General features: G+C 53.3%; 21 protein-coding genes and 1 tRNA gene. 7 read left to right on the top strand and 15 right to left on the bottom strand.

Annotation, left to right across the window (positions count from 1 at the left end):
* Nucleotides 1-74: 74 nt before the first annotated feature.
* Both gltB and AC2FI7_RS19125 read right to left on the bottom strand, forming a co-directional pair.
* Entirely contained in the window at nucleotides 75-4,607 is a 4,533-nt protein-coding gene (gene gltB, locus AC2FI7_RS19120) for a glutamate synthase large subunit (protein WP_010442910.1), read from the bottom strand.
* Nucleotides 4,608-4,731: 124 nt separating this feature from the next.
* On the bottom strand, nucleotides 4,732-6,165 hold the full coding sequence (locus AC2FI7_RS19125; protein ID WP_010442911.1) for an NAD(P)-dependent oxidoreductase: 1,434 nt from the start codon (nucleotides 6,163-6,165) through the stop codon (nucleotides 4,732-4,734).
* A gap of 229 nt (nucleotides 6,166-6,394) precedes the next feature.
* Here AC2FI7_RS19125 and AC2FI7_RS19130 point away from each other — a divergent pair, with 229 nt between their 5' ends.
* On the top strand, nucleotides 6,395-7,198 hold the full coding sequence (locus AC2FI7_RS19130) for an undecaprenyl-diphosphate phosphatase (protein ID WP_010442912.1): 804 nt from the start codon (nucleotides 6,395-6,397) through the stop codon (nucleotides 7,196-7,198).
* Here the strand turns inward: AC2FI7_RS19130 and AC2FI7_RS19135 are convergent, their stop codons facing one another.
* On the bottom strand, nucleotides 7,199-8,182 hold the full coding sequence (locus AC2FI7_RS19135) for a complex I NDUFA9 subunit family protein (RefSeq protein WP_010442913.1): 984 nt from the start codon (nucleotides 8,180-8,182) through the stop codon (nucleotides 7,199-7,201).
* Between the two features lie 198 nt (nucleotides 8,183-8,380).
* On the opposite strand from AC2FI7_RS19135, the gene AC2FI7_RS19140 reads away from it, so the two are divergent.
* Nucleotides 8,381-8,467 (top strand) — tRNA-Leu (locus AC2FI7_RS19140).
* 405 nt (nucleotides 8,468-8,872) lie between these two features.
* On the opposite strand, the gene pyrE is transcribed toward AC2FI7_RS19140, so the two are convergent.
* Nucleotides 8,873-9,409, bottom strand: coding sequence for an orotate phosphoribosyltransferase (pyrE, locus tag AC2FI7_RS19145; protein WP_496816687.1), 537 nt, complete (start codon nucleotides 9,407-9,409; stop codon nucleotides 8,873-8,875).
* A 484-nt stretch (nucleotides 9,410-9,893) separates the two neighbouring features.
* Between pyrE and AC2FI7_RS19150 the strand changes: the two genes are divergently transcribed.
* Both AC2FI7_RS19150 and AC2FI7_RS19155 read left to right on the top strand, forming a co-directional pair.
* The gene (locus AC2FI7_RS19150; protein WP_496816689.1) at nucleotides 9,894-11,456 is read left to right on the top strand and encodes a hypothetical protein; all 1,563 of its coding nucleotides are present in this window, start codon (nucleotides 9,894-9,896) and stop codon (nucleotides 11,454-11,456) included.
* Nucleotides 11,434-11,862 (top strand): DCC1-like thiol-disulfide oxidoreductase family protein, encoded by a 429-nt coding sequence (locus AC2FI7_RS19155; protein WP_496816691.1) that lies wholly within the window; start codon nucleotides 11,434-11,436, stop codon nucleotides 11,860-11,862. Before AC2FI7_RS19150 ends, AC2FI7_RS19155 begins: the two co-directional genes overlap by 23 nt.
* A gap of 221 nt (nucleotides 11,863-12,083) precedes the next feature.
* On the opposite strand, the gene AC2FI7_RS19160 is transcribed toward AC2FI7_RS19155, so the two are convergent.
* Complete coding sequence (locus AC2FI7_RS19160; protein WP_496816693.1) at nucleotides 12,084-12,776, bottom strand: SOS response-associated peptidase; 693 nt, start codon at nucleotides 12,774-12,776, stop codon at nucleotides 12,084-12,086.
* Between the two features lie 211 nt (nucleotides 12,777-12,987).
* Between AC2FI7_RS19160 and AC2FI7_RS19165 the strand changes: the two genes are divergently transcribed.
* Nucleotides 12,988-13,773 carry a heparin lyase I family protein gene (locus AC2FI7_RS19165; RefSeq protein ID WP_496816694.1) on the top strand — a complete coding sequence of 262 codons (786 nt, stop codon included), beginning with the start codon at nucleotides 12,988-12,990 and terminating at the stop codon, nucleotides 13,771-13,773.
* A gap of 247 nt (nucleotides 13,774-14,020) precedes the next feature.
* Nucleotides 14,021-15,199 (top strand): adenylate/guanylate cyclase domain-containing protein, encoded by a 1,179-nt coding sequence (locus tag AC2FI7_RS19170; protein ID WP_496816696.1) that lies wholly within the window; start codon nucleotides 14,021-14,023, stop codon nucleotides 15,197-15,199.
* A 952-nt stretch (nucleotides 15,200-16,151) separates the two neighbouring features.
* On the opposite strand, the gene AC2FI7_RS19175 is transcribed toward AC2FI7_RS19170, so the two are convergent.
* From AC2FI7_RS19175 to AC2FI7_RS19220, 10 genes are all read right to left on the bottom strand, one after another.
* On the bottom strand, nucleotides 16,152-16,466 hold the full coding sequence (locus AC2FI7_RS19175; RefSeq protein WP_496816698.1) for a hypothetical protein: 315 nt from the start codon (nucleotides 16,464-16,466) through the stop codon (nucleotides 16,152-16,154).
* Nucleotides 16,463-16,906, bottom strand: a complete 444-nt coding sequence (locus tag AC2FI7_RS19180) for a DUF5681 domain-containing protein (protein WP_496816700.1) — start codon at nucleotides 16,904-16,906, stop codon at nucleotides 16,463-16,465. The genes AC2FI7_RS19175 and AC2FI7_RS19180 overlap by 4 nt, the downstream gene beginning before the upstream one ends.
* 103 nt (nucleotides 16,907-17,009) lie before the next feature.
* Nucleotides 17,010-18,092: a bifunctional DNA primase/polymerase gene (locus tag AC2FI7_RS19185; protein ID WP_496816702.1), complete on the bottom strand. Its 1,083-nt coding sequence runs from the start codon at nucleotides 18,090-18,092 to the stop codon at nucleotides 17,010-17,012.
* A complete protein-coding gene (locus AC2FI7_RS19190; protein ID WP_496816704.1) occupies nucleotides 18,092-18,301 on the bottom strand; it encodes a transcriptional coactivator p15/PC4 family protein in 210 nt (69 codons plus the stop codon). The genes AC2FI7_RS19185 and AC2FI7_RS19190 overlap by 1 nt, the downstream gene beginning before the upstream one ends.
* A 100-nt stretch (nucleotides 18,302-18,401) precedes the next feature.
* Complete coding sequence (locus tag AC2FI7_RS19195) at nucleotides 18,402-18,770, bottom strand: hypothetical protein (RefSeq protein WP_496833568.1); 369 nt, start codon at nucleotides 18,768-18,770, stop codon at nucleotides 18,402-18,404.
* Nucleotides 18,771-18,881: 111 nt separating this feature from the next.
* Entirely contained in the window at nucleotides 18,882-19,055 is a 174-nt protein-coding gene (locus AC2FI7_RS19200) for a helix-turn-helix transcriptional regulator (protein ID WP_170408056.1), read from the bottom strand.
* A gap of 65 nt (nucleotides 19,056-19,120) precedes the next feature.
* Nucleotides 19,121-19,603: a hypothetical protein gene (locus AC2FI7_RS19205; protein ID WP_496816707.1), complete on the bottom strand. Its 483-nt coding sequence runs from the start codon at nucleotides 19,601-19,603 to the stop codon at nucleotides 19,121-19,123.
* Nucleotides 19,596-20,807, bottom strand: coding sequence for a tyrosine-type recombinase/integrase (locus AC2FI7_RS19210; protein ID WP_496816709.1), 1,212 nt, complete (start codon nucleotides 20,805-20,807; stop codon nucleotides 19,596-19,598). The genes AC2FI7_RS19205 and AC2FI7_RS19210 overlap by 8 nt, the downstream gene beginning before the upstream one ends.
* A gap of 478 nt (nucleotides 20,808-21,285) precedes the next feature.
* A complete protein-coding gene (locus AC2FI7_RS19215; protein WP_010442914.1) occupies nucleotides 21,286-21,816 on the bottom strand; it encodes an SRPBCC family protein in 531 nt (176 codons plus the stop codon).
* 104 nt (nucleotides 21,817-21,920) lie between these two features.
* Nucleotides 21,921-22,571 (bottom strand): carbonic anhydrase, encoded by a 651-nt coding sequence (locus AC2FI7_RS19220; RefSeq protein ID WP_010442915.1) that lies wholly within the window; start codon nucleotides 22,569-22,571, stop codon nucleotides 21,921-21,923.
* 143 nt (nucleotides 22,572-22,714) lie between these two features.
* Between AC2FI7_RS19220 and AC2FI7_RS19225 the strand changes: the two genes are divergently transcribed.
* Complete coding sequence (locus AC2FI7_RS19225) at nucleotides 22,715-23,104, top strand: hypothetical protein (RefSeq protein WP_010442916.1); 390 nt, start codon at nucleotides 22,715-22,717, stop codon at nucleotides 23,102-23,104.
* Nucleotides 23,105-23,124 lie beyond the last annotated feature (20 nt).

Here is a 23,124-nt window from a genome sequence, read left to right on the forward strand (position 1 = left end):
CTGCGCATATGCAAAAGAGAACCCGGCGTGTTGGATTCGACACGCCGGGTAAACCGTTTTTGATATCGCAGATCCTATTCTGCAGGAACCGCTGCGACTTCGGTGGTCAGGGGGTGGCTTAGCTTGTTCAGCATCTCCTTGGGGCAGACCTGCAGGAAATGCGTCTTTTCGACTTCCCAGTGCTGCAAAATATCTGCAGCCTTGCGGCTATTGGTTTCGTCGACATGGCGTTGGATCAGCGTTTTCAGTTGATCCAACCAATGCTCTACCGTGACTGGACAGGTGACCAGGGTCTCGTTGTTCAACAGCGCTTCGGCCTTGCCCTCGGGATTGTACAGATAGGCCATGCCGCCTGTCATACCCGCGCCAAAGTTCGCTCCAATGTCACCCAAGATTACCGCAACACCGCCGGTCATGTATTCACACCCGTTCGAGCCACAGCCTTCGACCACAACAGTTGCGCCCGAGTTCCGAACCGCGAACCGCTCACCCGCGCGACCTGCCGCGAACAGATGTCCGTCGGTCGCACCATACAGGACGGTATTGCCAACGATGGTGTTGTCATCCGCCTTCAACGGGCTGACCTGCGGTGGACGCACGACGATTGTGCCACCCGAAAGGCCTTTGCCTACATAATCATTGGCATCACCTGAGACTTCCAGCTTCAATCCCGGAGCAGCAAAGGCCCCAAGCGATTGACCGGCCGAACCTTGCAGTTTGACATGCAAGTGGTCGTCCTGGAACGTGTTCCGCATCCCAAAGTTCTGGACGATATGGCTGGAGACACGGGTTCCCACGGTCCGATGCGTGTTCTGGACGGCATATGACAGCTGCATCTTTTCACCGTCTTTCAAGAACCGGGCGGCATCGCGCACGATCTCAGCGTCCAGCGTATCAGGCACCGCATTTCGATCCTTATCGCGGTTGTACACGATGTTATGCGCTCCATCGACGGTGATCAGCAGCGGATTGAGGTCCAGATCGTCCAGATGCGCAGAGCCCCGGCTTACCTGAGCCAGCAGGTCTGCGCGACCGATAATCTCATCAACCGAACGCGCCCCTAGGCTGGCCAGAAGTTCGCGCACTTCCTGCGCGTAGAAGGTGATCAGGTTTACGACTTTGTCCGCGTTGCCGGTGAACTTTGCACGCAGGGATTCGTCTTGCGTACAGACACCCACAGGGCAGGTGTTCGACTGGCACTGACGTACCATGATACAGCCCATCGCGATCAATGCAGCGGTGCCGATGCCATATTCCTCGGCCCCCATCATCGCGGCCATGACGATGTCACGCCCGGTGCGCAGGCCGCCATCGGTGCGCAGAGTGACGCGGTCGCGCAGGTTGTTCATGGCCAAAACCTGATGCGCCTCGGTCAGGCCCATTTCCCATGGCAGACCAGCATATTTGATCGATGTCGCGGGCGAGGCACCTGTACCGCCATTGTGACCCGAAATAAGGATTATATCCGCTTTCGCCTTGGCCACACCGGCAGCAATTGTGCCAACGCCCGACGACGCAACAAGCTTCACCGTCACCTTACAACGCGGGTTGATCTGCTTGAGGTCATAGATCAGCTGCGCCAGATCCTCGATCGAGTAGATGTCGTGATGCGGCGGCGGTGAGATCAGTGTCACACCCTTAGTCGAGTGCCGCAGACGCGCGATCAGGTCGGTGACCTTCATGCCTGGCAGCTGACCACCCTCACCCGGTTTCGCACCCTGAGCGACCTTGATTTCCAGCTCTTCACATTGGTTCAGATACTCGGCGGTCACACCGAACCGGCCCGAGGCCACCTGTTTGATCTTGGCCGAAGGGTTATCGCCATTGGGCTCCGGCACGAAGTGTGCAGGGTCTTCACCACCCTCACCCGAGTCGGATTTCGCACCGATCCGGTTCATCGCCACATTCAGCGTCTTATGCGCCTCTGGTGACAGCGCGCCCAGCGACATACCGGGAGTGACAAAACGCTTGCGGATCGAAGTGATCGATTCAACCTCTTCAATTGGCACCGGCTTGCCCAGCGGTTTGAAGTCCATCAGGTCGCGCAAATGGATCGGCGGGTTCGACTGCATCTTGGCCGAGTACTGCTTCCACAGCTCATATGAGGCTCTATTACAGGCCATTTGCATCATGTGCATCGAGGTCGCTTCCCACGCATGGGTCTCACCCGATTTACGCGCCTTGTAGAAACCACCGATGGGCAGCACGTCCAGGCCGCTTGCCCAGCCCTTGGCGTGAATCTCTTCGACCTTGACTCGAATGCCGTGGATACCAATGCCGGAAATCCGGCTCGTCATGCCGGGGAAGTACTCGGCCACCATGGCGCGGCTCAGGCCGACGGCCTCGAAATTCAGGCCGCCGCGATAAGAAGACACGACAGAAATACCCATCTTTGCCATGATCTTGAGCAGGCCCTGATCGATGGCTTCGCGATATCGCGCCACATTCTCGGTCAAGGTGCCGTCCAACAGGCCCCGTTCGATCCGGTCTGCCAGAGAATCCTCGGCCAGATACGCGTTCACAACGGTTGCACCGCACCCGATCAGCACCGCGAAATAGTGCGGATCGACGCATTCTGCCGACCGCACGTTGAGCGAGCAGAAGGTCCGTAGCCCTTGCCGTGTCAGATGACTGTGTACGGCGCTTGTGGCCAGAATCATCGGCATTGCCACCTTGTCTGGCCCGGAATGCTGATCGGTCAGCACCAGATGTCCTGCACCCGAACGCACCGCTTCTTCCGCCTCGGCGCGGATGCGGGCCAGAGCCAGGTCCAACTGACCCTCACCTGGGGCAAAACTGCAATCGATCTCGGCCAAAGGAGAGTTGAACTGCCCGACCAGCAACTCCCATTGCGCATTGCCGACAAAGGGGCTTTCCAGAACCACGATCTCGGTCTGGCTGCTATCTTCGTCCAGAACGTTCTTCAGGTTACCAAATCTAGTTTTCAGCGACATGACGCGATACTCGCGCAAACTGTCGATTGGCGGGTTTGTAACCTGGCTAAAGTTCTGGCGGAAGAAATGGCTGAGCGGGCGATACTGTTTCGACAGAACAGCCGATGGCGTGTCATCCCCCATCGAAGCAAGCGCTTCTTTGCCATCTTCTGCCATAGGGGCCAGGATCTGCTCGAGGTCTTCAACCGAGTATCCCGCCGCAATCTGACGCTTACGCAGCTCTTCGCCCGAGAACATGGGCGCTTCGGTTACACCTGCAAGCGTTGTATCCAGATCGTTGATCTTGCTAACCCAATCGCCAAACGGCAAGGCGCGCGATAGCTTGTCCTTGATCTGAGTGTCACGGTACAGCTTGCCCTTTTTCATATCCACGGCCAGCAACTGCCCCGGTCCAAGCGCGCCTTTTTCCTTCACCGACGCCTCGTCAATTGGGACCATCCCGGCCTCGGAACCCGCGATGACCAGACCGTCACCCGTTACAACATATCGCATGGGGCGCAGGCCGTTTCGGTCCAGTCCGGCACATACCCAACGTCCATCGGTCATCGCCAACGCGGCGGGTCCGTCCCACGGCTCCATGACTGAGTTGCAATAAGAATACATGTCGCGCCAAGCCTGAGGCAGTTCGACTGCCTGCTTGGACCAGCTTTCCGGCACCAGCATGGTTTTTGCCATTGGGGCTGAACGTCCGGCGCGCACCAAAACCTCAAAAACCGAGTCTAATGCGGCCGAATCCGAGGATCCACCTGCGATGATCGGCTTGATGTCCTCGGCATGGTCACCAAAGGTCGCGCTGGCCATGCGAATCTCATGGCTTTTCATCCAATTGACGTTGCCCTTGAGTGTGTTGATTTCACCGTTATGGGCCAGCATACGGAACGGCTGGGCCAGCCACCATTGCGGGAATGTGTTGGTCGAATAGCGCTGATGGTAGATCGCGAACGCGGATTCAAAGCGTTCGTCCATCAGGTCGGGATAGAACACCGCCACTTGTTCGGCCAGCATCATACCCTTGTAAATGATCGACCGGCAGGACAGCGAGGCCAGATACAACCCTGAGATCCCCGCGGCGGCGGCGGCCTTTTCGATGCGGCGGCGGATGACGTAAAGCTCACGCTCGAAGGTCTCTTCATCCACGCCTTTGGAGTTCGAGATCAGGATTTGTTCAATCTCTGGCCGGGTTGCGTTGGCCTTTTCACCCAGACAGGTCACATCGACCGGCACATGCCGCCAGCCGTAGATATAATACCCCATGCGCAGAACTTCGGTCTCTACGATGGTCCGGCAGCTTTCCTGCGCACCAAAATCAGTCCGGGGCAAGAACACCTGACCAACTGCGATGAGTTCGTCCATATTGGGCTCATGCCCGGTGCGACGGATCTGGTCATAGAAAAACGGAACGGGGATTTGCACATGGATACCAGCTCCATCACCGGTTTTGCCGTCAGCATCCACAGCCCCCCGGTGCCAGATCGCCTTGAGCGCATCGATCCCGGCGTCAACAACTTTGCGGCTTTTCTTGCCGTCAACAGAAACAACCAGACCCACGCCGCAGGATGAATGTTCATCTTCTTCGGAATAAAGACCATTCTCAGCCATCCACTGACGTTTGGTTTCTTCGGCCTGCACCCAATCTGCGTCAAACTTGGTCATTGGCTGTCTCCTTCTTCCGTCGGCACTCCAAGGTTTCTGAACCTTTGCGGGCGTTCATTTAGTAACGCCTGTCCTTCGGGTAGTTGATATTATGATTGCAGCAGGTGATCCGCCGCTTTTTGTATCATTCGGCTGCGACTGCGGCTTTGGCGTTTAACCTGCCGATAATCGCGTCAGCACAATCGCGCCCATCGCGGATTGCCCAAACCACAAGAGACGCCCCGCGCACGATGTCTCCGATCGCGTAAACGCCTTCCATTTCGGTCTCACCAGTCTCGAATGCGGCCTTGATAGTGCCCCACCGAGTCACCGGCAGGTCGGGCTGACCAAACAGGGTGGGTAGGTCTTCGGGTTCAAAACCCAGCGCCTTGATGACAAGATCGGCGTCTTCGACATAATCTGCGCCTTCGATCACTTCTGGCGATTGGCGGCCTGATGCGTCGGGCTGACCCAGGCGCATCTTCTGCACCATGACACCTGAAACCTTGTCGTCGCCGGTAAAGCCTTTGGGCGCACTGAGCCATTCAAAGATGACACCTTCTTCCTCGGCATTTTGGGTTTCACGCTTTGACCCCGGCATATTCGCCCGGTCACGGCGATAGAGACATTTGACCGAAGTTGCCCCCTGCCGGATTGACGTCCGTACACAGTCCATCGCGGTGTCACCGCCGCCAATGACGACAACTTTCTTACCTTCAGCGTTCAGGCGGCCACTATCAAAATCTTCAACGGCATCTCCAAAACTCTTACGGTTCGAGGCGGTCAGGAAATCGATTGCCTTTTCGATCCCGGTCAGACCGCTGCCCGGCATGGACAGATCGCGGGATTTGTAGACACCGGTCGCAATAATTACTGCATCATGTTTTGCTCGGATTTCTTCGAACTTGGCAGCATCCACATTGCAATTCAGAACAAATTCTACGCCGCCTTCGGCCAGCAAGTCATTGCGACGCTGGACAATGTCTTTTTCCAGTTTGAAGCCCGGAATACCATACATCAGCAGACCCCCTGCGCGGTCATAGCGATCATAGACCGTGACCTGGATGCCCGCCTGACGCAGCATATCGGCCGCGGCCAGTCCGCCGGGGCCGCCACCAATGATGCCAACGCTTTCGCCACGCTCCGCCGCTGGTGCGACGGGCTTCACCCAACCTTTGTCCCAGGCGGTATCGGTTATGTATTTCTCGATCGTTCCAATGGTGACCGTCCCGTGACCCGATTGTTCGATTACGCAGTTACCTTCACAAAGTCGGTCCTGCGGACAAATACGACCACAGATCTCGGGGAACGTGTTGGTCGCCTGGCTGGTCACATAGGCCTCTTCCAGCCGTCCTGTAGCGGTCAGGCGCAGCCAGTCCGGAATGTTGTTGTGTAGTGGGCAATGCGATTGGCAATAAGGCACACCACACTGGCTGCAACGACTCGCTTGCTCGGCCGCTTTTTCGGCGGCAAACTCCGCATAGATTTCATCAAAGTCCTCTTTGCGGTCACCAGCGGCACGCTTTTCAGGCATGACGCGATCGATCTGCACAAATTTCAGCATCGGTTGCTTGGCCACGGGTCAGACTCCATGAATTGGCTTGCTTGGGTCTCTTTAAGGGAAGTCATTGGGGATGAAAAGTCAAATGTACTGACCTATTATTAGAAAATTTTGGCGATTTGGCGTGTTGGGGCGAAATTTTGTCCGGAAAATAGTCCCGATTCGGACCTATCTATGCGCTTTCCTTTCTCGCAACACGCTTATACCCATTGATCACAACAAGCAGACCACAACACCGGCAGAGCAGATGAGTCTTTTTCACTTGATTCTTGTGGCGATTATCCAAGGCGTCACCGAGTTCTTGCCGGTCTCATCCTCGGGCCATCTGATCCTGCTTCCGGGTCTGTCCGGCGCAAGTGACCAAGGCCTGGCGATCGATGTCGCTGTTCATCTGGGCACGCTTGGTGCCGTGATTCTGTATTTCTGGTCAGATGTGAAGCAGGCGTTGGCCGGTCTGCCAGAAGTTTTGACCGGGCGACTTGATACTCCCAAGGCACAGCTGGCCTTCGGATTAGTCGTAGCCACAATTCCAACCGTAATTGTCGGCGCGATTCTGTACCTGTCAGGGCTTCAGCAATCCCTGCGCTCAATCGCGGTCATCGGCTGGACGATGCTGGGATTCGGATTGCTGCTGTACTGGATGGATCAGAAAGGCGCGCAAACCAAACATGCCTCAGATTGGGGCATAAGAGATGCTGTGATAATGGGGCTATGGCAGGTGCTGGCGCTGGTCCCGGGGACCTCACGGTCGGGGATTACCATCACCGGTGCGCGACAACTCGGGTATACACGGGAAGATGGGGCCCGGATTGCCATGCTGATGTCTATTCCAACTATATTAGCCTCGGGAGCCCTTTTGTCGGTTGACGTCATCCAGGATGCTAACTGGGATTTGGCGAAGGACGGAGTCATCGCGGCAGCGTTTGCATTTGTTGCCGCACTGCTGGCGTTGAGCCTGATGATGCGCCTGTTGCGCAGCGTCAGTTTCACACCTTATGTAATCTATCGCGTGATCCTTGGGGCGATCCTGTTAGTTATCGCCTATTCCTGATCAGATACGCAGATTCTTGGCTGAGTTCTGAATATCGTCATATTGACCCGATGGGCGGAATTTCCAGAGATATTCCGGCAATATCGAATCCAGTGTTGCGGGCTCAATCCCAAGATCCACAAACCCCTTGGCATCTTCTGCCACGACGTTATCGCGCCGCAGGTTTCTGACCTGATCGCGGGTTAGGATATTGTTTGGGAACAACTGAAAACTAACAAACTTTACGATATCCAGTACGCCCGCCATGATTTTGGCAGCGAGGAATGGCATGCCTATGATGATCCGACGACGATGGATCACTTCGAGCATCTGCTGCATCAAGCCACGAAAGCTCTTAACCTCAGGACCGCCAAGCTCATAAACCCCCGCAGAGGCCTTGCCCAAAACACCCTGAACTGCGGCCTGTGCAACATCATCCACATAGACCGGCTGAAACTTGGTGTCGGCTCCGACAAGAGGCAGGAATGGGCTCATGCGCGTCATTCCTGCAAATCGGTTAAAGAACTGATCCTCGGTCCCGAAGATTATCGAAGGGCGCAGAATAACAGCCCCCTGCATGTGTTGCAGAACATTCGCCTCGCCCTGGGCTTTGGTGCGTGCGTATTCGCTATCAGATTCCAGATCGGCGCCAATGGCGGAGATATGAACCATGCGATCGACATCGTTCGACGCAGCCAGACGGGCGATCCGTTCGGCCCCGTCGGCCTGCACCGCGTCAAACGCATTTTTGCCCAGCTCATTCAGGACACCGACGCAGTTCACTACAGCATCGACACCATGCATCGCCGAAGCGACCGAAGCATCGTCGCGGATATTGCACAGGATGGGCTCAACCTGCCCGACCGCGCCATACGGCCGCACAAACATCGCCTCATTGGGTCGCCGCACAGCGACACGAACACGCCAGCCTTCGGCTGCCATGCGCCGAGCGATATATCGGCCGACAAAGCCCGATCCACCGAAAATCGTGACCAGTTTGGACATGATGGCGCTCCTGCTGTCTGGTTCTGATCTGATCTACCGCCCAACCGCCCGACGGACAAGGCGCAATAACGCCGCGCATCCGCGAAAATCCAATGCGTGTATCCCCGTCAGGGCGAGACACTAAAAAACTTTCAAAAAACGCCCCGAATCCGGTTGACGCCTACCGCCAGTCGGCTTAAACGCCCCTCCACGACACCTGCCCAGGTGGCGGAATTGGTAGACGCGCTAGCTTCAGGTGCTAGTGTCCGTATGGACGTGGAGGTTCGAGTCCTCTCCTGGGCACCATTTCCCCCAAATAAATGTAATATATTCATAATCTTGCCCCACGTGGCCCTCGTTCAACCCATCCTTTCATCCACCTAAACAGGTTTGGATGGTTTAATTTATTTCGCGCGCTGAGCGATGTATGTCGTTACAAGTTTTGGTTCACCTGCAGTCAAAAGAACGCCTTGTTGGCGTTGACTAAGTCGGACAATAGGGCTGTCAGCTCATATCTGGAATTGTACACTTCATTTGGAGAAGACATTCAAGTTGCTCGCGAAAGTGTGGAAAGTTGCTACTGACGCCAAGACCGTAATGCAAGATTGAGCCATTTGGTAGTAACAGCGGCCTGCGCTACGGAGGACTGGCGATGCGGAACTACGTTGCGACCAACCAAATTGGGCATCATCTCTAATGTTCGGGACAGTTTCATCCAATCAAATCTTCTTTGGAGAACACCGCATAGATGGGTAATTGAGGGGCAGCTTGGACTTTGGGATTACCATCTCCACGCCAAATGGCGCAAACGGTTGCAACAACATCGGCACTTTCCAAGGAGGCGAGCCTAAGAGCATCGGCCGCAGCACCACCCGTGGTAATTACATCCTCGATAAATGTCACTTTCTTACCTGCAACGTCCTGACCTTCGATAGCGCGACAAGTTCCGTAGGTCTTCGCTTCTTTTCTGACGAAAGCCGCGGGTATACCGGTTTCAAGCGAAATGGCAGTTGCCAGCGGTATTCCTCCCATTTCAAGACCGGCAACTATTTCAGTGCCAGAAGGAAGTAACTTGCTCATTTCCTTTGCTAATTGCCTCAACAAATCTGGATTGCCTTCAAACCGATATTTATCAAAGTACTGATGTGAAATACTCCCCGACCGCAGCCGAAATTCACCTTCTATTGTCGCCACTTCAGATAATTGTCGTGCGAGCGACGAGGGTGAAAATGTGCCAATGCCAGTCATTTGCTTCCTCCTATATTCTTTATTCAAACGGCTCGGGTGGTAGAGGATTGCAGAGGCATTGTCAGCAATAAGTTAAGGATGTCGAAAATAATGCACTGAGTTGGTTTGAATACTCATGCAATCACCTCATGAGGCGGTTCCAAAATTGTAGAATCCCCGGCAATCGGTAACCGTCACACGCGCGCGTAGTGATAGACAATAAGCCTTACCCCGTTTTGACCGGAACGAAACGTTGCGGGGGTGCCTCCAATTTTGGGGAGACCCAATAGAAAGCCCCACACCGAGCGCAACGATCAGCCCAGCAGCTTACGCTGGTAAGTTCGGGATGGACCACCTGTCAACCATGGAATAACAAGCCGTGAAGAACTACTCCTGGATGAAGTGCACTACTTTTGCAGTGTCGTTCAGCACAAATTTGCAATGGTCACTGTGAGACTTCTGTCGATACTGAGAAAGTACTGAAACTATGAACACCAGAGTCGCGATGACCTATGAGCGCATCTGGCGCCCCGCAGTAGTTTTGACAATGCTGGCGTTTGGGATTGCGACATTTGCTTGGCTAAAGGAATACCCGCGCATTTTCCGGGTGGCTGACACTGAAAATGTTAATTTGATGCTGTTTTTAGCGGTTCTGGGTTTGGGATTGAAGGGCAGTCAAACCCCCCCTGCCTTTCGCATTCTGTTAGGCTACGTTACAGGGTCCCTCACATTCTACTTATGCACAGGATATTCCTTACATAATCTCCGCGTCGGGCATCCTGTAGCCGACATGGTGTGGCTACCAGTGATTTTTGCAGTCCTGAGTATATGGCGACCCTCATTCGCATTGATCCCAATTGTCGCGGTAATGTGGGAGAAAATTCTCGCACGCCAAGATTTCGGGTTTGGGATTTCATCGACGGACTACATGGTTGTGGTGGAGTTGGGTGTGCTCTTGGGTATTTTTGTTCTACCTGCAAGCGTTCTCCAAATAGTTGCCAGAATCAGACATCAAAATCGCAGCTATTTCGAAAAATTGACGTGGGACTATCTGAACGCAGCTGTGGTTATTGGGGCAGCAGTACACCTGTCGAACTACTTTTTTTCCGGCCACCAGAAGCTTGTGCTTGAAAATGCCGGTCTGCTGACTTGGGTTTTGGAGAACCCAACGTATATTCTTACAGCCAATACGATTGATTTTTCGTATTTGACCGTCTTTGACATGCCCTTTCTGTCCGATTGGGCGATGGTAGTGGTCAAGTGGGTAACAGTACCCTTGAACGCTCTGGTTCTGTTTGCGCAACTCTCAGTCGTGCTAGCGGTCTTTTCGAGGCGCTACATGATTGGTATTACTATGTTTTTTGATCTGATGCACTTGGCGATATTCGCCCTAACTGCAATCTTCTTTTGGAAATGGATATTGCTCAACCTCGGGATGGTGCACGCATTCACTCGTATGAGGCAAACCGAGTGGCGTATACCGCTGTGGCTGAGTGTCGCCGCGCTTGCTGTCATGTTGTCTGCACCGCAGTTCTTTCAGGTTGCCCGGCTCGGTTGGTTCGACAGCGGAGGTGTGAATTTTGCTCATTGGCAAGTTGAAACCAAAGAGGGCAAGCGTATTGACGTTCCGACCAATTTCTTTCTTTCGAAATCCGTGTCGTTTGCTCAACAACGCCCTGGGCGCCCGTTCGACGGTTTTTTGCCAACGCATGATTGGGGCACAACAATGGACGCAAACGTCATGCGCCAGTTTACAAATTCATGCGATGCAGACGGTGGGATTAACTTAAGGATCGATCCACAGAAACTCGAAGCTATTGGTGATTTCGTTCACCGGCACCACAATCGGGTTTTAGAGCGAATTGGCGGTTCGGGAAACTTTCTATACGATATCTATCCCCATCACATCTGGTCTTCGTTTGTAAGTTTCCCAGAGTTCAAGAAGCTGGATTTAGCTCAAGTTAGTCACTACATCCTCATCGTAGAAGCCAAATGTCTCCGGGTGGACGACAATGGTGCAATACACATCAAGGAACTTGCGCGACATGAAACCAAATTCCCGCTTTGACGATTTGGAGCTTGGTATTCAGGCTGACGAAACATGGATTGTCTATGATGGCGAATGCCCCTTTTGCTCTCGTTTTGTAAAATGGCAACGCTTGAGAAAAAGTGTCGGCCCCGTCAATCTTCATGATGCTCGTGTAGACAATTCTTTAGTTAGCGCGCTATGGGCTGCGGGTTATGATTTGAACGAGGGCATGGTCCTAATTTACGGTGGCCGCGTATATCATGGTGACGATTGCGTTCATCGACTTGCCCTGCTTAGTAGTGGGTCTGGGCTATTCAACAAGCTAACCGCTTGGGTCTTCAAATCCCACCGAGCTTCTTCTTTTCTTTATCCGATATTGCGGACTGGGCGGAATCTGACGCTGCTACTTTTGGGACGTCAAAAGATGCGAGAATTTGATGGGTAGATTTTGGCCGCCGCTTTCGCGCCGCCTTCTTGCGACAGCCTTCCTTGCAATACTTGGCGTCCACACGCTTCCATTCCGAGATGCGACCCCTGCAGTGTTTAGCCAGGTAAACATTCGATCCATTTTCTGGTCGAATCCTTCCTCAGGAACCTGTACACGCACCCTGATAGGGAAATACTTTTCATCCGCTGCTTTCTTCGGGGATCTGCTGCGTGTGGCCATTACGCCTCGATAACGTCGATTAATTCCGGCCCGTCATCGTCGCGGCCAATCGGTGCGACCATGTGATAGCGCATCCGTCCTTCCCATTCGGTTCCGAGTTCCTGCGCGTCGTCGTGGTTAATCTCACCCATCATCCAGGGCACAAGGTTTTCATTCGTTAGAATAACCGGCGACCTGGCATGGATGTGTTCGATTTGATGCAAGGCGGGGCGGGTGAGTATTGTACAGGTGTTCAGACCAGATGAGAGGCGCGAATAGAGGCCTGCGAAGTACATGCAGGGGTCATTGGTGTCTGTCTTGATAACCCAAGGCTGCTTGGCCCCCTTTGGACCTGTCCATTCATAGTAGAAGCTGGCCGGAATAATGCACCTGCTGCTTTTCCATGCGACTCGGATTGAGCCCAGTTTATATGCCGTCTCAATCTTCGCATTGAAGGTGGTCGGTTTCCACTGCTTCACGTCTTCCTTGAACCAGTGTGGCACAAGCCACCAGCGCGCCGTAGAGCTTTCCAGTCGGTCGCCGTGGATGAACGCCATATCCAGCATCTGAGTTGGTTTCACGTTCCAGCTCATTGACAGGTCTTGGGCGTTTGGATCGCGCTCGGTTGGGATAGGAACGCCGTTCACAATCCAGTTCTGCAGAGCGTAAAGCTCCGCCCATGTCATTTCAGGTCTGCCGAGTCGTCCGCACATTCGGTGAGCTTAGCAAAACAGGGGGAACGTTTGGTGAACTTTCTGATGGTTGGCGACGAGACTAACGGCAGTTATGCGGGACTAAGCGGACACCGATAAAAGTGATTGGTTCATTTTGGCAACAACAAAACTGTAGGAGTTATGATTTTTCTAGTTAACATGCTACGAAAGTAGTCTGTCTCAGTCGCTTCGGGAGAGCATGACATTGAGGATGTTGGCTCTAGTTACCACAATATTGGTGCTCATAAATTTGAGCCTCAGCGCCGCAAACGCTCAGACCAATCGTTCTGCTTTCCGAGAAGTGAAGTGGAATGGCACAAAGCCTATATTCTCCAATGGCTCACATATCTTTGAGCTTCGCCCTGGAGAGTGTGGAGCAAAAAAGTACGGTGATGGGCGAGGAGAAAGCGACTGCGGAGGTGGGCGGCTTCGTTCTCAAATCAGAACAAAAAAGCTGGCCCGCGTCGGGCAAACCGTGGAGTACAGCTTCGACTTTTTTGTTCCGAAATCTTTCAACTATGACGGAGATAAACGGTACCCTGCATATAGCAGGCTGCTCATTGCGGAATGGAAAAGAAACAAAGGTATCAAGAACCACGTCTATGAGATTCTACTCGATGGCGTTAGAGGTGCGACTTTTGAGCGTCAAGTTTGCGTCAAACCGAGTGAGTTTGGGAAATGGAATAATTTCCGCCTCAAGATAAAGTGGTCAGCAAAATCAGATGGCTTTTTGGAAGCGCAATGCAATGGTCGTGTAGTCCTAAGGAGATTAAATACGCAGACGGTCATTCCTCCTGATTGCGCTGCGGAATACAAACTTCAGTGCGACCCAAGCAAACAGAAACCTAGAGCAGACATAATCTGGGCTATCGGGCCAAACTTTAGTGGGTACGGTCGGGATTTTGGGCAACTTGGCAAGCCAAGCCCATTTGCGCCCTTTCCAAAACGCGGGGTGAAAATTCAAGTTAGAAATATTTACTATGGACGACCTAGGTAACGTACAAGCGAGGTTGACCGACTGTCAGGCTTGGGCATTTAGGAACACGTGTGGGCTATCATCGAACTCGATGCAATGAATTGTCCGTCTACTACCATATTTGACAGGCATACGGTTCTTAGGGTTTCTTTGGGTCCTAGGTTTAGTTGGATAACGTCAATAATAGTAAAATGGCCAAGTTTCTGAGAATGGGCGGGGGGCAACGAAAGCAAGCAGTGAGGGTTTGCTTGCGTAGGGCGTGTTACCTATGAACCGTCGTCTGTTGACTATCCTTGCAGCCGACGTCGCAGACTACACGCGCCATGTGGAGGCCGATGAAGAGACGGCTCTAGCTCACCTTGCCGCTCTCCGTGGTCTTATGGACCCGGTTATCGAAGCTCACTCCGGGAAAATCGCTAATACAGCCGGAGATTCAGTTATTGCATGGTTTGAGAGTCCCGTAGAGGCAGTGCGAGCAGCCATTGCGTTGCAGCAGGCGCATAAGGAATACAACGACCCTGTTCTGCCTGCCACGCGATTGGTCTTTCGCGTGGGCATCAATATTGGTGATGTAACGGTACAGTCCAACGGCGACATATTGGGTCATGGCGTAAATGTGGCTGCTCGTCTGGAGGCGCTTGCGGACCCCGGTGGAATCTGTGTTTCACAAAACGTAATGGATCAAGTCGGTGGCAAAATCGAATTGGCTTTTTCTAAAGTGGGTGAACATCGGGTAAAGAATGTGACCAAACCAATATCGGTCTATTCTGTAGGTGATTCCGGCACTCTTCTTCCCCGACTCCGAAGGCGTATCTCACAGCTTGTGCGCAGCCCTGCTGTACCCTTGGGTATTTCTGCATGTGTCGCAGCAATGACTGTAGCTGTCTTATATTATGTTCTAAATCAGAAGGCTGGTGATGCGGAGCGACCTGAAGTTGCTCAACTGATAGAAAGCTCTTCTAGCGCAGAAGAAATCCTGTCTGCATTTGATCTAGTTACCAAAGGCACTTTCGAAGGTCATACATATTACGTAATTCGAACCTGGGGTGGATACTGGGCTGAATTCGAAGAACTCGCTCAAGCGCTTGGTGGGTATCCTGTCGCAATTGGATCGCAGGCTGAGAATGACTTCGTCTTCAATCTAACGCTGCTCGATGAAGGGCACTGGGCTGTCTATGATGTGCCTGACAACCGCAAGGCTTATGAAGGCCCTATGATTGGACTCGTTCAGGAAGAGGGAGCACCTGAGCCAGCTGGCGGTTGGTATTGGTTGAATGGCGAACCATCAATCTATACCAACTGGGCACCCGGTGCACCGGCAAACTGGCGCGGCAACCAAGACTTGGCCAACTTTGCCAACCCTCGCAAAGACGCCCCTTCGCCTGAATGGGGGGATACCCCATCTATTCATATGTCGGTAGTGATCGAAGTCCCTAACAAGTCGTAATCGAATTTACAGAATAGCCCACTGTACTTTCATGTCCGGTCAAACAAGAGTTCAATATATTTTGTCAACGTCCAGTTGCGACTGCGACCGACCGAATGCACCCGAATCCTCGATAGGCAGTTCAATGACGGCTCAGGGCTCAGAGCCGACATCCGACTAAACCGGAGTGATGACTTAGAATTCGTCACCTTCTGACAGTTGGCCTGCCGACCCCCCATTTATAGCGGGCTGAATATGGCGGGCCACATGTGGTATATTGCGCTGGCCTCCCAAATTGGGAGTAGGGGAAGAACCCACCGTCTCACAAATGATTGAGAGTGAAGGTGGTGAGGGGCTGGATGAGGGGGTCTTAGCCAGCCCCTCTCTCTTGAGGGTGTATACGTTGTGGTAGTGTTGTTCCGTTGTGGACAACCTAGCGTTTGAGCGTATTCCCCGAAATTGGGGGATTCCCTTAATGCTTACAAATAAATCGAAACGCTTTGTTCCCAAATCGCGAACCGTAAGTTTCAAAATGATTCGTGGACACAAATTTGCCACAATGCGATCCTGACAACGTGGGCGGCATGTCTTGATTTTAGAACGTTCTGGTTTTTCCAACTGGATTTGAGGGGGTTAGTTAGTTCGGTGTGTCGCCCCGCGAATTTCCCAACATATGGCTGGAAACAGAAATGAGATATTCGCATGTCCGAATATCCTAGATAATTCACCACAGGGGCTCAATTAAAACACTTAACACATGTAGCAGTGTGATGCGGCGCGCCTTGATGGGGATTAGCGATTTCAATGAGGGGGTACGAGTTCGGCGCGCCGTACCTTAGGGTAATCTTAGGGTAACTTTGCCCAACCCCCACATGACATGAGCCGTGACTATTTCTTCGTCTACGCCGCCCCCGGCGGTGCTTTGTAAATCAGAACGTCGATACACACCTCGGCATTTCCGCCGTGCTTCCTATCAAATCCATTTGACATCCCAGCGCAGAGTCACGGTGGCCCCAACGCCTTTGCCCAGAAGGTTGCCAGCCTGATCGAAACGGCGCATGAACTCGGCACCAGTCTCACTTTCCTCACGCTCTAATGTGACGGTTTCTTCAAAATCCGAAAGGCCTACGATTGCTCTTTGGACCCGCTCTTCAAGATTTTGAGGGTACTCTCCATCTGTTGAAATTGGTTCACCACGCTTGTCAAAGAATTCGCCTTTCACGATGGCGACCTTGAACTTGTTGTCTGATTTTTCTTCCAGTTTGTTGACACGATTTCTGATGCTCATTTTGATGCCTCCAATGCTGTGATCCGGCGTTCCAAGTCGGTGGTTTCCAGAACCCGCCTATACTGCTCAACCAACCCCATGACGGTTGCGCCTTCTAAGGGCGTCACGTCACCCTGAGAAACGGCCTGTAGGACCGCCTGGGCGGCCTCGGAGGCGTCTTGTGCGTTTTGGATGGGTGGAAGCTCAAAGTTAACCGGTGCGTCCTTTCTGGTGGGCGCTAGCCGTTCCAGACATAGGCGCAGGGCTGTGCTGTCACCTTCGAGCGCCATCTCAACCGCCTTCTGCGTGATTTGCTCAGATTGCCCCTCAAGCAATTCCTCGACCGCTCGCGTGACCCTGTGCCGGGTTCCTCTGGGCTTGCCGGGATTGCCCTGCGCAAACTTACCGTTCTCATCCGTGTACGTATTGGCCACGTTTTTTCGTTCGGATTCATCCGTCATGCTCGTTCCTCGCTTGTTGGAGTATTGGTGTCTTTCGGGCGCAAAACCCCTTTTGACCGGAAGCGGTCAACATATGTAATTATTAAACCCCTTCCCCCCTGCATTAGGACACTTCCTTGGCCGAGTGCAGTGATTGCACGTTGGGCAATTCAGGCGTGATCCGCAGAAGCCGGTAAGTCCGGCGGCTGTTTCCGACCGAGTACTCCTTTGCGACACCGAGAAGACCAGACTGGCGTAGCGTCTTGATAGCGTCCGAAAATCGGCGGCGACCCAAACTGGTATGACCAGCCTTGGCCATTCCAGCGTGGTCCAAGGCAAATGTCTTACCAGCGATGTGACCGTGGTTGGATTGAAGAACTACGAAGAGACCGATGGTGTCATAGGCATTGTCATAAGTTGATAACCTATCGAGTGCAGTTCGGTTGATGCGAAACTCGCTATCGCGGTCGCGATACACTTTACCCTCCAATCTCTTAGTCCAGGCCCAATCGGTGATTTTGCGAAGCTCAGAATCTGGTAACGTCGCTGGGTCTTCGCATTCGTCATTACGGATGAAAGCGAGATTGCCGAACAACTCATCGGGGCTTTCAACGGCTTCCACCATTTCGATGGCGGCAAGGCTCAGTTCCCGATTGCGATTGCCTTTGGGAATCACGCTCGTGCTGGCCACCACTCTGTCAGTTGGCAGTGAAATGGCAGGCAAAGCGTCGGCACCGAGTACACCTCGAACGGGATGATAAAAACCGCCGTCAGGCCGTGTTGAAAGTGGGCCTACAACATAGCTTCTGGCACCGCGCTTTATGTCCACAGGAAAGCCTTGGGCGCGCAGATTGGGGGCCTGTCCGCCGTGGTCGCTGTAGTAAAGATGCATTCCGCGCGGAGTGGATACCTGGACGGGAGACCCACCGAAGCGCGCCTCCATGTCCTTGACCAAAGAGGGGTTGTTCTCGTCACAATCAATGACGGCCAATCCCGGCAACCGAACCCCATAGCAAGCGCTGCCTTTGCCGTACATCGGGCCCAGTACCCGCTTGAGAGGATATCTGGAGGAACCTTGTAGGCTGCACAGTGGGGCTTTTGCATTTGACCCGCCACCAAGTGGCAACAGGTCGAAACCGGCACCATGAAGACGGGCAATCTCTTCTGCAGGGACTTGGGGCGAAGGGTTATGAGCCAATGCAGGCATTATTCACCCCCTTCCTGTGCCATCTCAGTCAATGCCTGCTGAACGTCAGGGAGAAGGGCGGCGCTGAACGCCACCCCTTTTTTCGTCGGGTGTTTTTCCCCGTCTTTCGCGAGATACCAGACACGCATGTTAACAATGTCGCGGCCCATGTATTCCTCGCGCGAAACGTGGATTTCCTCCTGAACGTTTTTCTGAATAACAACACTCATGAACGACGCCCCCCATAATACAGGGCGGCAACGACACGTGCTGCGGCCTCTGAAAGACCATGCTTTCGGCGGATGGTGCGGATCTGGAGGTCAACAGTTCTCATGCCGCCACCTCGTTCGCCTGGATCAGCTCTACTTTGCTAACGAGGAAATAGATGCCGAACTTTTGGCGTCCGGTGTCTGGATCGCCTCGGTACATTTTGCACTCGATATTCACGCCGTCATCGCGACGCAGAGGCAGCACTTGATCCGACAAGCGGCAGTAGCTTGCCGCGTAGAGTGGGGACCGCATCAGGCCCTCAAGGACTTGGCGCTTGTGCTTGGATTCATAGATTTCGCGCGGCTCCTGACCCGGATCAGTAATCCGATACAGAGCCGGAACCGTCAGGTTTGGAAGGTCTGCCCAGCGGTAAACGCGAAGCGCGTTTGATGGGGGAAGTTCAAAGTCTGGTTTCTGCTCAGTACTCATTTTTTGCTCCTTGGTTATTGCACCAAGGGCGAGAAACGGTTACAATTGTAACTATCCAACTAGCCGCAATCAAACACCGCCCGCGCCCTGTACCTGGGGTGCGGGTTTTCGTTAGGCAGCAACCTGTTTCTCGATTGCAGCGTCGATATCGGCTTCATTCCAATAGAGACGAGAGCCGAACTTGATGGGCTTCGGAAGGCGACCGATTTCAATGTCGCGATAGACCGAACTACGGCTACGACCGCCGAGCTTGGACTGCAGGTCCGTGAAGGAAAGGAGGTTCATTTGTGTGCTCCATGATTGCTCATGGCACACACACTGAAGGACAGTTATCTATCAGTCATTTGCGGTTAAGTGGCATCGATTTTTTCGCAAATTGCGGAATTCCAGTCGCTGTCAATTTCTAGAATTTTCTTTCCTCTAGAAATCGAAGATGCGTAGCTTCCACTTGGAGGAAAAGCTCTTTCTCGCATGGGCAATTTCAAGTTTTCTTCTACAGTAATCACCATGCTTATTAGTGATCTAACAGTGCAATCGAGCCGAATGTCGCTGAAAGTTTGATTGACCATTTTCCAAAGAAGAAACGCTCTTCGGGCGTCTATGGAGTCTAATTTATTTTTTGGTGGGCGGCCTCTCTTTACAGTCAAAGCGGACTTTATGAACTGCTCGACTTCCAGGCAGTATCCAATGTAAGCCCATCTGGTCGCTTGTTTGGTTGCACCCAGCCCCATGCCTGGAACGTAGTCGACGCTAGGTTGCTCCCATTCCCTTTCTACCGCGTCGTGCTCTGCTTGGACGTGATCCAAAATTCCGCGAACCGTTCTTTTAACCATGCCTCGCTCCAAACTTTATCTGGTTTTGGTTGCCTTGGGTCATGCTCAATAGTAGATGGGTGGCCCACCGTTCCATCAGCGCGCGCCGCTGTTCCAGAAAATCGGTGCGTTTGTAAGACCGCTCCACAGACCCGCCCACGACATGGCCAAGGCAAGTTTCCGCAACCTCAAATGGTACGTTCTGAGTCTCCGCTACCCAATCCCGAAACGAAGACCTGAACCCGTGGGGGCGCTCGACCAAGCCACGCCGCTTCATGAACGAACCCATGGTCATATCCGATATCACACCGCGCCGAACGCCTGGGAACAAACACCCGTCCCGCGCCATCGGTTTGGCTTTCTCGATCACTGTTAGGGCTTCTACAGATAGCGGTACTCGGAACGCTTCTGTTGCGTCCCTACGTCCTTTCATCGCCTCTGCTGGGATGGTCCAAACATCGCCGTCAATCTGATCCAAATACAAGTTTCGCAGAGGAAATGACCGAACTGCCGTGAGTATCAGCAGGCGCAGTGCAAGTCCCGTTGTCGTTCCCCCATCGAGACTTTGATAGAAAGCCGGAACCTCTTTCCACGGCATGGCAGGGATGTTCTTTACTTTGTGCCGTTGCTTGCCCAACAGCGCTTTTGCCTTGTCCGTTGCCTGCAGATCCACATCGAGCCCGAGCGCTGCTGCATGCCGCATCACGATTGATAGGCGGTTCATGGCCTTGCGCGCCGTGTCAGCCTTGTCATGCCAGATGGGGGCAAGTGTGTCTCTGATGTCTTTCTGGTCCAGCTCGACAACAGGCACCTTGCCAAGCTTCGGTAGTACGTGCAGCTCCAGAGGCGAATACCAGCGACCTGCTTTGCCATCACCTTTCAATTCCGCCTTGCGGCTCTCAAAAGCATCTAGGGCGACGTCCTTCAAAAGGTGAAGTTTGCTGGCTTCCTCCCGCTTGAGGCGCTCCCGCTCTTTGATTGGGTCTATGCCTTTTCGCGCAACAGCCCGCCAGTGCTCGGCTTCCTGGCGAACTTCCTTAAGTGAGACGTCTGGGAAGGAGCCAAGACCCATTTCACGCCTGCGACCGTGCACCGTGACACGCAAGAACCATTGAGCACCGCCATCTTCACGCCGATGGAACCACAACCCGCCGCCATCGGAGTACTTCCCCGGCGGGACCACCTTTAGCGTCGATGCGCTGAGCTTGTTCAAAGGGCGAGACATTCATCCACCTCTCTATCCACCCTCTATATATAGTATACGGTGGGGCATAGTGGAACACAGTGGTACAGTTAAATCACTGAAAAACAATCATCCTGTTAAATTCTGGTACATGATGAAACACCATGAAACAGAGATTAGATGCCTCTCCTGGGCACCAAATCTTTCCCACATGGATGTTCACAAAAACTCAATTTGATTGAGGTTTTGATCATTATTCAGGTGCTCTCCCGAATAAAAGTCACGACTGAAGTCAATTCCGGGCATCTGTAAATATACTCGTTCCCTGTTTTGAGACGAACCCGCATTGTGAGCGAGTCGGTTGAGCAGCCGGTTGTTATCTCAACCTTTTCAAAGTTGCCTGGTCATCGCCGAAATTCTGATTGCTGATAACACAATGAATCCGAAAGGTTCTTTTGCCGCAATGCCGCTGAATTCACGAGAATCAATCTCGCGCTCAATTCAACGTCTCGATTTGGCGCTATCCCTCAACCAGTGCCTTAAGGTTCTCAAGCCCGCGCTCGTAATCGCCACCGACCCAGTTATCCATCATCAGGCCCATCCAGCGGGACATAGGGTTCATTCCCAACTCAGACACGAAACCCCAGGTCACCTGCGTACCTGCACCTTCGGATTGCAATGCGAATGTAGCCGTCGCAGTCCCCATCGGGCCAAAGTCGAGGGCGGTTTTGACGGACTGATCGGGGGTGCTTTCAATAATTTCCTGTGATCCAGTGCCCACCTGCGGATTGTCTGAGCTCCAGTTCAATGTATTGCCAACCCCAGCATCCGGGCCGCTGTAGCTGAGCTTGGTTTCGGGATCACGCGACAGCCAGGGCGACCATTTCTCGGTCTCCTGCATCGAATTAACATAAGGGAATATTATGGCGGCCGGGGCGTCAATCGTGATGCTGCGCGACACCTCGGCTTTACCTGGCAGCAGGTAGGACACCCCAACCAGTGCCAGAATGATAACAAGAAAGGCGACGAGGATACGTTTAATCAATCTCATAGAAAAGGTCCGAATCCAATTGAACTGGATGGACTATATCAAAAAACAGCGCGGAATCAGAGGACTGATCTGCGCTGTTTAGAGTCAAGCAATGAATGACGCGCTTATACCACGACGAATTTCTTTTCCTGCGGATCATAACTCTGCAACCCGCCTTCTCCGATATCGGTCCAGAGCCCATGCAGGCTGAGTGAGCCTTCTTCGACGGCGGAAGATACAAAAGGGAAGGTCATCAGGTTTTCCAGCGAGGCGACCACGGCCTGACGCTCGAATTGCCGGGCTTGTTCGGTGCTGTCTTCGACATCGGCAACCAGCTCGTATTTAGGCTTGAGGATATCCATCCAACGTCCGACGAAGCTGTCTTTCGCCTCAAGTTGCGGAGCCTGCCCCTTGCACATGTCGATACATCCCTGCACGCCGCCACATTGAGAATGACCCAGAACTATCAGATGCGCGACCTTCAGCGCCGTTACCGCATATTCAATGGCCGCGCTGGTGCCGTGGTGATCCCCGTCCGGTGCGTAAGGTGGCACCAGGTTGGCGATGTTACGGTGAATGAAAAACTCACCCTGATCGGCACCGAAGATCGAGGTCACATGCACCCGGCTGTCACAGCACGAAATGACCATCGCGCGCGGGCGTTGTCCCTCCGTCGCCAATCGCCGATACCAGACCTGATTCTCGGAATAGGTGGTCGCCTTCCAGCCGTGATACCGTTTCACCAGATAGGTCGGCAAAGGTTTGGCAAATTTCATTCTGATGCCCCTGTTGTATTGACTGGATCGCTCTGTACCCTGAATTCTCACAAAATTCGAGACATTATCCCGCTGCTCCGCAAGGAATTGCAAAGGTTTTTCAAAGCAGAATCGTAGCGTGCCGTGGGGGCATATCAACTGGGGTGAATGTGGTGGACAAGATTATCACGCTTGAACAGAAAGAATCCGTGCGTCTGGACCCGGACCGCCTGAACAGCCTGTATCATCAACTTGGTGACAACAATGCGATGGATGTGCTGTGCAGAACAGTTGAAGAACTCGCTCTGCGCCTGTCGAATTGCGAAAGGTTCTGGCGGAAACGCGATTGGACTGGGCTGCGCAAATGCGCCAAGTCATTGGTGGCCATATCCGAACAGATCGGCATGATAGCATTGGCCCGTGTCGCGAGTGACGTCGTGCATTCGGTTGATGCCGGCGATGCTGTAGCTACCGGCGCCACGCTATGCCGTCTGATCCGGGTTGGCGAGCGTTCGCTGACCGCCATCTGGGATCAGCAGGATCTATCGGTCTGAGAGGGGTTGCGGGGACGCCG

The sequence above is a fragment of the Ruegeria sp. YTSA064 genome (assembly GCF_059610325.1).